The 10,227-nt window shown below is 70.9% G+C and carries 9 protein-coding genes and 1 pseudogene (1 of these 10 running past the window's edge); 4 read left to right on the top strand and 6 right to left on the bottom strand.

Going from position 1 to position 10,227, the window contains the following annotated elements; translation table 11 throughout:
* The 4 genes from FrCorBMG51_RS34335 to FrCorBMG51_RS00815 all read right to left on the bottom strand — a co-directional run.
* Positions 1 to 454 (bottom strand): vWA domain-containing protein (locus FrCorBMG51_RS34335; RefSeq protein WP_476742079.1); only part of this gene is annotated, 454 nt, incomplete at its 3' end.
* A 1,455-nt stretch (positions 455 to 1,909) separates the two neighbouring features.
* Positions 1,910 to 3,223, bottom strand: coding sequence for a magnesium chelatase ATPase subunit I (locus tag FrCorBMG51_RS00825; protein WP_235433204.1), 1,314 nt, complete (start codon positions 3,221 to 3,223; stop codon positions 1,910 to 1,912).
* Positions 3,224 to 3,505: 282 nt separating this feature from the next.
* A complete protein-coding gene (greA, locus tag FrCorBMG51_RS00820) occupies positions 3,506 to 3,988 on the bottom strand; it encodes a transcription elongation factor GreA (protein ID WP_047221221.1) in 483 nt (160 codons plus the stop codon).
* Between the two features lie 390 nt (positions 3,989 to 4,378).
* Positions 4,379 to 4,774 carry a DUF4307 domain-containing protein gene (locus FrCorBMG51_RS00815; RefSeq protein ID WP_162233151.1) on the bottom strand — a complete coding sequence of 132 codons (396 nt, stop codon included), beginning with the start codon at positions 4,772 to 4,774 and terminating at the stop codon, positions 4,379 to 4,381.
* A gap of 85 nt (positions 4,775 to 4,859) precedes the next feature.
* On the opposite strand from FrCorBMG51_RS00815, the gene mca reads away from it, so the two are divergent.
* From mca to FrCorBMG51_RS00800, 3 genes are all read left to right on the top strand, one after another.
* Positions 4,860 to 5,756, top strand: coding sequence for a mycothiol conjugate amidase Mca (gene mca / locus FrCorBMG51_RS00810; protein WP_047221219.1), 897 nt, complete (start codon positions 4,860 to 4,862; stop codon positions 5,754 to 5,756).
* 204 nt (positions 5,757 to 5,960) lie between these two features.
* Positions 5,961 to 6,416 carry a tellurite resistance TerB family protein gene (locus tag FrCorBMG51_RS00805; RefSeq protein ID WP_047221218.1) on the top strand — a complete coding sequence of 152 codons (456 nt, stop codon included), beginning with the start codon at positions 5,961 to 5,963 and terminating at the stop codon, positions 6,414 to 6,416.
* Positions 6,417 to 6,547: 131 nt separating this feature from the next.
* The gene (locus FrCorBMG51_RS00800; RefSeq protein WP_013872272.1) at positions 6,548 to 6,796 is read left to right on the top strand and encodes a hypothetical protein; all 249 of its coding nucleotides are present in this window, start codon (positions 6,548 to 6,550) and stop codon (positions 6,794 to 6,796) included.
* A gap of 195 nt (positions 6,797 to 6,991) precedes the next feature.
* Here FrCorBMG51_RS00800 and arfB read toward each other — a convergent pair whose 3' ends face one another.
* Positions 6,992 to 7,399, bottom strand: a complete 408-nt coding sequence (arfB, locus tag FrCorBMG51_RS00795; RefSeq protein WP_083730748.1) for an alternative ribosome rescue aminoacyl-tRNA hydrolase ArfB — start codon at positions 7,397 to 7,399, stop codon at positions 6,992 to 6,994.
* Between the two features lie 256 nt (positions 7,400 to 7,655).
* Between arfB and FrCorBMG51_RS00790 the strand changes: the two genes are divergently transcribed.
* Positions 7,656 to 9,503, top strand: a complete 1,848-nt coding sequence (locus tag FrCorBMG51_RS00790) for a carboxyl transferase domain-containing protein (protein ID WP_086055175.1) — start codon at positions 7,656 to 7,658, stop codon at positions 9,501 to 9,503.
* On the opposite strand, the pseudogene FrCorBMG51_RS32945 reads toward FrCorBMG51_RS00790, so the two are convergent.
* Positions 9,484 to 10,227: pseudogene (locus tag FrCorBMG51_RS32945) on the bottom strand (leucine--tRNA ligase); it runs 2,470 nt beyond the window's last position. The gene FrCorBMG51_RS00790 and the pseudogene FrCorBMG51_RS32945 sit on opposite strands and share 20 nt — an antisense overlap.

The raw sequence follows: 10,227 nt of genomic DNA, 5'->3' as shown, positions 1-10,227 counted from the left end.
GGCCGCCGTTGCGGCGGACGACCTCGTCGACGAACTGGACCAGCCGTGGCTCGTCGTCGAGCATGAAGACGTTGATCGTCGCCCCGCGGCGGGTGAGGCGGTCCACCTCGGCCAGGGTCAGCTCCAGAGTCTCCGGGACCGGTGGCCAGGAGAAGGAAGGGGTGCCGTTGCGCATCAGGTGCGCGGTCGGTTCCCCATCGGTGATCACCAGGACGACTGGTTCGGAATCCGGGTGCCGCGACAGCAGCCGGCCCGCGAGCATCAGGGCGTGCTGGAGGTTCGTGCCCTGGACGACCTCGGAGTCCAGGCCCGCGAGCTCCACCGGCCGCAGCAGCCGGGCATAGTCGGAGAACCCGACCAGATGGATCGTGTCCTGCGGGAACTTCGTGTCGATCAGGGTGCGCAGCGCCAGCGCCGTCGACTTCGCCACCCCCCAGGTGCCCCGCAGCGCCATCGAGTAGGACAGGTCCACCAGCAGGCAGACGGCCGCGGAGGAGCGGCGTTCGGTCTCGGTCACCTCGAAGTCGCGGACGTCCAGCTCGACCGTCCCGTCCGGGTTGCCGGGGCCGGCCCGCAGCACCGCGTTGCGCACGGTGCGTACCACATCGATCGGCTGTGTGTCACCGAAGTGCCACGGTCGGGACGTCCCGGTGGGTTCTCCGGCTGCACCGGCGTCCCGGGAGTCGTGATCGCCGCGGCCGCGGGTGTCCATCCGCTGGAAGATGCGCGACAGCGCGCTCTGGCCGATGCGGCGGACCGCCCGCGGGGTCAGCTCCAGCTTGCCGGCGTTGCGGGTCAGGAAGCCCTGGCGCTCCAGCTCCTTCTCGATCTGCTGGAGGGTGCGCAGGTCGTCGACGGCGTCCCGGCCCAGCGCCCGGGCTACCGCGTCCGGGTCGACGTCCTCGAGGGACGCCCCGGGATAGTCCTGGGACAGCGCGGCGGCGAGCTCGTCGAGCTCGGCCAGCTCCTCCAGGACGCTCGTCGCGTCACCCAGCCCGAGCGGCGTGTCACCGGTCATCGTGTCGCGGAAACGGCCGCGCCGGCCCCAGCCGAGGTCCGGCCGGGCGGCGCGCAGCGCCTGTTGCAGCCGGGAGAGCTCGGCCGCCATGCCCAGATCCGCCAGCGCCGACGCCATGAGATCGGCCAGCTCCTGGCGTTGCTGGGGGGACAGCCCCGCCAGCAGTTGGGCGGCGGCGGCGGCGCGGCGCGCCAACGAGTCCACCAGCTCGTCCAGCGTCTGCGGGTTCTCCGGGAAGAAGTCGCCGAACGAGCGCATGAACCGCTCGAAAGCGGCGTCGGTGTGCTCACCGCGGGCATCGGCTTCCAACATGTCGTTGAGCGCGGCGAGCATTTCGGTGACCCGGGCGATGTCCTGCGGCGTGGCGTTCTCCAACGCCTGTTTCATGCCGCGGAACTGGCTGTCGAGCACCTCCCGGCGGAGCAGGTCGGAGATCTTCTCGAAGGTCTCGCGGGCCTGCGGCGAACGCCACTCGTAGCCGGCCAGCGCGTTCACGGCCCGGGCCGGGTCGGCTGGCAGCGCGTCGAGCTCGGCCTCGCGCAGCCGGGCGTCGTCGGACGGGTCGGGGAACAGCGCCGCGCGCTCCTGGCCGACGGCGGTGTCGAGGAGCTCGCGGACCTGTTCCAGGGTGCCGTCGAGGCGGCCGCGCGCCCGAGCNNGCCCGAGCCTCGCGCCGGCGGCGTTCCACCTGCCGGCGCAGGTCCTCAAGCCCGCGGCGTTGGTTGGTCCCGCGCCGCAGCAGCGCGTCCAGTGCCTCGCGCGGGGTCCGGCCGTCCAGGATGTGCGTGGACATCTCGTCGAGCGCGCCGGCGGCGTCGAACGGGGAGGCGAGCGGGTCGGGGCCGCCGTCCCACGGGCCGTAGCGGAAGCCGCCCGACCCGGTCGGGGCGCTCATGTGCCGTACACCGTGCGGCCCGGCAGTTCCTCCTTGGCCAGCCGCCGGTTGAGGTGCAGGCCCTCCATGGCCAGTTCCAGCCCGGCCGCGGCGAGCCCCGGCGCCTCGGCGCCGTCGACGTCCAGCTTCGCCAGGATCGCGGCGAGCCCCGAGACCGGGCCGACCCGCCGCAGCAGCTCCGCGGCGGGGACGAGGTCACCGGTCTCGACCGGCCCCTCCGTCTCGAACCGCCGTTGCAGGCCGGTCAGGTCGGTGCCGGCGAGCCGGGCGCGGAAGGTCTCGGCGACGGCCCGGCGCAGCAGGTGCGCGAGGATCTCGTCCTCCCGTCCCTCCTCGAGCTGGTCGAACTCGATCTTCCCGCGTACCGCCGGTACGATCGCGGTGAGGTCGACGACCCGGGCGGTGGGGACGTCCTCGCCGGTCAGGGCCGCGCGACGGACGGCCGAGGCGGCCACAGTCTCCGCCGCGGCCACCGACAGCCGGGCCGACACACCGGAGCGCCGGTCGACCTGGGGCGCGTCGCGGACCAGCCGGGTGAAGCGGGCCACCACCTCCAGCAGGTGCTCGGGGACGGCGGGGGCGCCCAGCGGGGAGCCCTTCCAGTCCAGCACCGCCTCCTGCCGGATCAACGCCAGCTCGTCGTCGAGCCGTAGCGGGTAGTGGGTGCGGACCTCGGCGCCGAAACGGTCCTTGAGCGGCGTGATGATCCGGCCGCGGTTGGTGTAGTCCTCGGGGTTCGCCGACGCGATCAGGAACAGGTCCAGCGGCAGCCGCAGGATGTAGCCGCGGACCTGGATGTCACGCTCCTCGAGCACGTTGAGCAGGGAGACCTGGATGCGCTCGGCGAGGTCGGGCAGCTCGTTGACGCTGAAGATGCCCCGGTTGGTGCGCGGGATCAGGCCGTAGTGGACAGTCTCCGGGTCGCCGAGGGTGCGGCCCTGGGCGACCTTCACCGGGTCGACGTCGCCGATCAGGTCGCCGACGCTCGTGTCCGGCGTGGCGAGCTTCTCGCCGAACCGTTCCGACCGGTGCTTCCAGGCGACCGGCGTGTCGTCGCCGAGCCCGGCGAACAGCAGCCGGCACCGGGTGCACACCGGTGCGTAGGGATGGTCGTTGATCTCACAGCCGGCGATCACCGGCGTCCACTCGTCCAGCAGGCCGACCAGGGTGCGGATCAGACGGGTCTTGCCCTGCCCCCGCTCGCCGAGGAAGACGATGTCGTGCCCGGCCAGCAGGGCCCGTTCCACCTGGGGGAGCACGGTGTCGTCGAAACCGACGATGCCGGGGAACCGGATCTCACCGCTGGCCATTCGGGCAAGGGTGTTCTCGCGCAGTTCCGTGCGTACGGATCGGTACCGGTGTCCTGAGCCGCGCAGGAGGCCCAGCGTCGTTGGTCCTGGGGACGGTGATGTCGGTCCGGGGGACTGTGCCGGGGACCCTGACAGATCGAGCACCAGTCGACGGTACGTCCCCTCGCTCCGTCGCGCAGGGAAGTCGCATTGTGTCCACGTCCGGCATACCGGGTGTCCACTGGGAGGCACACCGGACGTGAAATGTCAACCGGCCGGTTCCCGTCGGCCGACCGGGGCGGATCAGTTGGAGTACGGCTCCACCGTGACGATCTTGACGGTGGCCGAGCGCCCGTTGGGCAGGGTGTAGGTGACGGTGTCACCCGCCCGGTGGCCGCTGACGGCCCCACCCAGCGGTGACTGGGCCGAGTACACCTCCAGCGAGGTGCTGTGGTCCTCCCGGGAACCGATCAGGAACCGCTCCGTCTCGTCGTCCCCCGGAAAGCGCACCTCGACCACGGTGCCCGGGCCGGCCGCGCCGTCGAACTGCGGAGCCTGCCCGACCCTGGCGTCGCGCAGCAGGTCGGTGAGCTGCCGGATACGTGACTCCAGCTTGCCCTGTTCCTCCTTGGCCGCGTGGTAGCCGCCGTTCTCCTTGAGGTCGCCCTCCTCGCGGGCAGCTTCGATCTTGTTGGCGATCTCGACACGACCGGTCCCGGTGAGGTGGTCGAGCTCCTCGCGGAGCCGGTCATACGCCTCCTGGGTCAGCCACGTCTGCTGCGACACGCGTCACGCTCCTAGATTCCTCAAGAGGCCCGGAGACACGGGAAGAACCATGATCGTTCATCCTCCGGACGCTCGTACGTCGACGGCCATACGACACATACGACCGGCCCGCGGCGCAGGTCGGTCGTATCGCGATTCGGCCTCGTCGGGCCCGTACGGGCCCTGGACAGGGACACCCGGTCGGGTGCTGGGAAATTGCGGGATACACGGTTGGTCGAAGGCGGATTACGAAGCGATGGGACAGGGGCAAACGCCCAGCCTAACAGTCGGGATCGGACAGGGACGGCGACGAGCAAGCGTCGCTGCTTGCCATGCGAGGTGAGCGGGGTGAGCGGGGTGAGCCGGGAATCGGCCACGCCGCTGGCCGCGCGCCAGTAGCCCGAGCGGCTGTCAGCCCGCGCGGGCGATCTGACAGTCCTCGACCTCGACCACGTTCGCTTCCCGGGACGTGGCGAGCACGACCGTTGTGGTCGTGACCCGTCGGCCGTCCAGGGCCGGACCGACGACGATGTCGGTACGCCGGCCGACGACCTCGTTGTCCCGAGCACGTGCGCGGACAGTGCATTCTGCCACGGCGTTGGGTGACTTTTCCACATCGAATGTCAGCTCGGCCTGCGCCGGGGTGATCCGATAGGCGCGGGTCCCGTAGTTCAGCCGTTCCGGATGGCTCTGGATCCATGCGGCGCCGATCGCGGCGGCCGCGATGATGACGAGCCCCATCAGCAGGAACCAGGGGGCGACCCGGATACCGCCAAGCCATGGAATGTCCAGCAGGCGTCGCACCATGGCGAACACGCCCGACTTTCCCGTGGGGGAACCGGGTGGTGGCGCAGCGGAACCGGTTGCGGAGGGCATCGGGAACAATGGTCGCATGTCCAAGGCGATCAACGAGGGTGGCCTGCGACTCATGGCTGTACACGCCCACCCCGACGACGAGTCCAGCAAGGGTGCCGCCACCATGGCCCGCTATGTCCGCGAGGGCGTCGACGTCCTCGTGGTGACCTGCACCGGTGGTGAAGCCGGGACCGTTCTCAACCCCGCTCTGGACCGTCCGGACGTCCACGAACGTCTCGTCGAGCTACGCCGGGCCGAGATGGAACAGGCCCGGCGGATCCTCGGCGTCCGACAGGTCTGGCTGGGTTTTCTCGATTCCGGGCTGCCCGAGGGCGACCCGCTCCCACCCCTGCCGGAGGGCTGTTTCGCCCGTACGCCCATTGCCGACGCGGCCAGGCCGCTGGTCAGGCTGATGCGGGAGTTCCAGCCACAGGTCGTGGTCACTTATGACGAGAACGGTGGTTATCCACACCCCGATCACATAATGAACCACAAGATCACAATTGAGGCGTTCGAGGCGGCGGGCGACCGCGCGCGATACCAGGAGGTGGGCCAGGACATCGGCGTGGCACCGTGGCAGCCCCTCAAGCTCTACTACCACCAGACCCACCACAAGGAGCGGGTGCTCGCCCTGCACGACGCGATGCGGGCGAGCGGGCGGGAGTCCCCGTACAGCGGCGCGCTGGAGAAGTGGGTCGACCGCTCCGCCGACTCCGGGCGGATCACCACCAGGGTCCCCTGCGGCGACTTCTTCGAGATCCGCGACCGCGCGCTGCTGGCGCACGCCACCCAGGTCGACCCGAACGGGCCCTGGTTCCGCGTCCCGCTGGAGATCCAGCGTGCGGCCTGGCCCACCGAGGACTACCAGCTCGCCCGTTCGCTGATCGAGGTGGGCGTGCTGCCCGAGGACGACCTGTTCAACGGCATCCGCTGAGCCGGACAGCCAGGCGGCCGGGTCGCTGTCACCGGCCCGGCCGCCTGTGACACATCCGCTGGTGACCGATGAAATCATCCGCAGCCAGGGCACGGCCGGCCGCCACCGGTCGTTGCTGCTGGCGGGAGGTGTGACCGTGGGCATCCGAATCCACGCACGCCTTGCACGCCTTGCGCGTCTTGGGACTGATGAGGGGATCACATCATGGCGATCTGGGATCGTCTGCGCACCAGCACCGCGTCGATACAGCAACAGCTCAACGCCAAGAAGAACGACCTGAAGAGCGGTGCCTTCAGGGATGCCAGCATGGCCATCTGCGCCCTGGTGGCCGCCGCCGACGGGAGCATCGACCCGGAGGAGCGCCGCAAGGTCGCCTCGCTCATCGCCTCCAACGAGGTGCTCCAGAACTTTCCCGCCGAGCAGCTCCAGCAGAAGTTCAACGACTACTGCAACAAGCTGCAGACGGACTTCGACTTCGCCAAGGTCGGCGTCATCCAGGACATCGGCAAGACGAAGAAGAAGCCGGCCGAGGCCCGTGCGGTGATCCAGATCGGGATCGTCATCGGGGGCGCGGACGGCCACTTCGACAAGTCCGAGCAGCAGGTCGTCCGCGACGCCTGTTACGCGGTGGGGCTGGACCCCAACGAGTTCGATCTATGACCGCGGCTTTCGCGGTCAGCGTCTGACCCCGCCAGGCCCGGCCGGTGCTGTCTCCCCTGGCCCGGGCCTGGCGGCGTTTGTCGCCGCCCTGCCGGGCCCGTCCGGCGGGCGCTCGGCGTAGGGTGTGAAGCGTGCCTCCAGCTGGACAGTTCCTCGCGCTTGAGGTCAGCGCTGGTACCAGCGGGTTCCTGGTCGTCCTGCTGCTGGGCCTCGCCGCTGTCGCTCTTTTCGTGATGATGCCGCGCAGCCTGGCCCGGATGCGCGGGAACGTCGCCAGCGGACGGTTCGGCGCCCCCACCACCGACCGTGACAAGCCGGTCGACAGCCAGGACCCCGGCAGCGGTATCCCGCCCCAGCACTCCCCGCGGAGCGACCAGTAGGCATCCCCCGCCCAGCGGCCTCCTGAAACGCTCTCGACGGTGGAATGATCGCGCTCTGTACCGCATTGTGACGCGGGTCGTGACGCGGGTGGCCGGGCAGGGAGTCGAGCCGGCTACGAATCGGGTATCTGTCGCGGAATACCGTCGCGTCGTAGGTGAAAACCGTCGCCGGAAGAGCGTTTTCTACCTACGGTCTCAGTCCAGCCTGCGCTGACGCTTGAGCTCGGCCCGGTGCTTCTTGTCGGCTATGCGCCGTTGGACGGCGCGCGCCGACGGGCTGGTGGGGCGCCGCACGGGCGGCGGGGGGCCGCTCGCCCTACGCAGGGTTGTGATCAACTTGCTCAGAGCGGCCTCCCGGTTACGTAGCTGCGACCGGTGTTCGCTGGCCGTGATGGTGAGAACGCCGTCAACCAGTCGGCCTGCCAGCCGTTCAAGCGTCCGCTCACGCAGCGGCTCGGGCAGCGACGGCGAGCGGCGGGCGTCGAAGGACAGCTCGACCCTGCTGTCGGAGGTGTTCACGCTCTGCCCACCTGGCCCGCCCGACCGGGAGAACCGCCAGGTCAGGTCGGACTCACGCAGGACGAATCCGGGGCGTACCTGCATGGATGGATAGGCCATTCTCCCATGGTGACCGATCCCGGTGAGCGGGATTCCGGAATGATCGTGATCATAGCCACGGTCCGGATGGCCGACCTGGCCGCCGGCTCATCCGTGCGATCTTTGTATCGGGGTCGGCCCGGGTCGCAACTGCCGCGGCCGATGTGGGTATGACCGGCCATGAGCTGCTGATTTATCAACGATCGCGCACCATAGTGTCCCGCGTTACGCTCGAAAACGGCCACGGCGGGAGGGTTCCGGCATGACTACCAGAGGAGGACCCGCGTCCACTGTGAAGCGTCCGCATCTTGACGATCTTCTTGGCGGGCTCCTCGACGCCGGTACGTGGCGGTGCTGGGACCGTGTCCCCGAACAGCCCGTGCTGAGCGCCGCCTACGGCCAGGACCTGGCGCGGGCCACCGAACGCAGCGGCGCGGACGAAGCGATCCGCACCGGCGAGGGCCATGTGGGCGGCCACCGGGTCGCGGTCGTGGCCAGCGAGTACGGCTTTCTCGGCGGCAGCGTCGGGATGGCCGCGGCACGCCGGGCCACGGCCGCGATCAGGCGGGCCACCGCGCAGCGGCAGGCCCTGCTGGCCCTGCCCGCCAGCGGCGGTACCCGCATCCACGAGGGCACCCCCGCCTTCCTCCAGATGCTGACGATCAGCAGCGCCATCGCCGAGCACCGGGCGGCGGGCCTGCCCTACCTTGTCTACCTGCGCCATCCGACGACCGGGGGCGTGCTCGCGTCCTGGGCATCCCTCGGGCATGTCACGTTCGCCGAGCCGGGGGCGCTGGTCGGCTTCCTCGGGCCCCGGGTCGTCGAGGCGCTCACCGGCACGCCGCTCGGACCGGACGCGCAGAGCCCCGAGACGCTGCGCCTGGCCGGCCTGGTGGACGCCCTCGTCGCACCCGAGGAACTGCGGGAAAGCGTCCAGCGGGTGCTCAACGTCGTCGCGGGCGGCGGCGCTGTCCCTCCCCCGAAGCACGGNTCGGGCCCGGAGAAGTTGGCCCCGATGGCCGCCCCGGAGATCTCCGGGGCGGCCATCGGGGCCAACTTCTCCGGGCCCGACCTGGCCGACGTCGAACTGTCCGGGTCCAACCTGTCCGGGTCCAACCTGTCCAGGTCCGACCTGCCCGGGGCTGGGCCGGCTGGCTCCGAGCCGTTCAGGATCACGCTGTCCGGTTCCCAGCCGACCGGGAGCGGACGGGATCCGTGGATGTCGGTGCTGGCCACCCGCGCGCCCGACCGTCCCGGCCTGCGCGAGTTCCTGGCGGTGGCCAGCGACGTCACACTGCTCGGCGCGTCCGACCTGGGCCGAGGCGTCAGCCAGGGGATGGACACGTCCGGAACGCCGATCGTCACCGCACTCGCCCTGCTGCGGGGGACACCCTGCGTCGTTATCGGGCAGGACAGGTCGGTCCAGCGGCATCGGCGCATCGGTGTGGCCGATCTCGATGCGGCCCGGGACGCGGTGTGCCGGGCCGCGGACCTGCGGCTACCGGTCCTCACCGTCATAGACACCCCGGGCGCCGAGCTGTCGGAGGCCGCCGAACGCCACGGGATCGCCTCGGCGATCGCGCGTTGCCTGGCGACGCTGTTGACGACACCGGTACCGACAGTGAGTGTGCTGCTCGGGCAGGGCACGGGCGGCGCGGCACTCGCCCTGCTGCCGGCAGACACGGTCATCGCCGCCGAGGACGCCTGGCTCGCTCCGCTGCCGCCCGAGGGCGCCTCGGTGATCATGTATCGGGACGTCGGTCACGCCGCCGGCATGGCCCGCGGGCTGCGGATCACCGCCCATGATCTCCAGCGGCTGGGCGCGGTCGACCTGGTCCTCCCCGTCCCGGACGGCGGTGTGAACGGCGGCCCGAGGACGGCGGCGGACGCCCGTGGGTGGGTGGCCGGTCTCGCCGAGACCGCCGCCGGATGCCTGCGCGCCGTCGTGGGGCTGGACCCGGCGGCGAGACTGGCGGCNNNTGGCGGCCCGCCGCGACCGCCACAACCAGTTGACGCCGTAGCCTCCCCGGGCCGCCCTGCTCCCCCCGTGGGCGGCCCGGGGGAAGGCCCTTGGAAGACTGAGGTGGGGGTCAGCCGAGGGCGATGTTGACGATCCGGCCGGGGACCACGATCAGCCGCTTCACCGTCCGGTCCGTGGTGTGCCGCGCGTACTCCTCGTGGCCGGTCACCAGATCGCGGACGGTCTGTTCGTCGGCGTCCGCGGGGACGTCGACGGTGAACCGCACCTTGCCGTTGACCTGCACCGGCAGCGTCACCGTGGACTCGGCCGCCAGCGAGGCGTCCCCCTGTGGGAAGGGACGCAGGGCGAGCGAGCCGTCGTGGCCCAGCCGGGACCACAGCTCCTCGGCGATGTGCGGGGCCAGCGGCGCGACCATGAGGACCAGCGCCTCGGCGAGCGCGCGGGGCAGCCCGCCCGAGCCGCCGTAGCGCTTGCTGACGAAGTTGGTCAGCTCGATCAGGCGGGCCACCGCGGTGTTGAAGCGCAGGCCCGCGTAGTCCGCGCGGACGGCGAGGATCGTGCGGTGCAGCGCCCGGGTGGCCTCGGCGTCCGGTTCGCTGTCGGAGACGGCCGCCGTGCCGGTCGCCTCGTCTACGATGTTGCGCCACAGCCGTTGCAGGAAGCGGTGGGAGCCGACGATGTCGTCGGTGTGCCAGGGCCGGTCCGCGTCCAGCGGGCCCATGGCCATCTCGTAGACCCGCAGGGTGTCCGCGCCGAAGCTGTCGTACATCTCGTCCGGGCTGACGCTGTTCTTCAGGCTCTTGCCCATCTTCCCGGAGCGCCGGTTCACCGGCTCGCCGTCGTGGGTGAACCC

The sequence above is a fragment of the Protofrankia coriariae genome, assembly GCF_001017755.1.
Lineage (GTDB): Bacteria > Actinomycetota > Actinomycetes > Frankiales > Frankiaceae > Protofrankia > Protofrankia coriariae.
This window is presented reverse-complemented; position numbering and strand designations above follow the sequence as displayed.